Here is a 342-nt window from a genome sequence, read left to right on the forward strand (position 1 = left end):
AAATCATTTCTCTATCGTGCTGCGAAGCTTCTCGGGTCCGCGAAGGCGGTCTTGCGCTGGGCGTCAGGGGAGCAGACCTACAACGACCTCGCCGGCATTGGTATTGAGGGGCTGATCGATGATCCCCGAGTCCGATACCTTTCACAGCAATTCGTGGACACGCTCTGTTCCGCCGAGGGTGTGACGGACGACCTGCTTGCCGAAATTGAGCGGGTTGTCTTCCAGGCGCATCCAGAAGAGGATCGAATGGAGGCAGCCAGCTTCAAGGAACTTCTCGATCTTCGGGCAGAGCGTTGGCGTAACGAACGTCAACGTCAGGAAGCCGCCGTGCTCCAAGCTTCA

General features: G+C 57.9%; 1 pseudogene. It reads left to right on the forward strand.

The features are described from left to right. A pseudogene (locus tag EOD29_RS36230) lies at window positions 1-342 on the forward strand (ATP-binding protein); the annotation flags it as partial.

Origin of the sequence: Mesorhizobium sp. M1A.T.Ca.IN.004.03.1.1, assembly GCF_003997555.1 — a bacterium.
Lineage (GTDB): Bacteria > Pseudomonadota > Alphaproteobacteria > Rhizobiales > Rhizobiaceae > Mesorhizobium.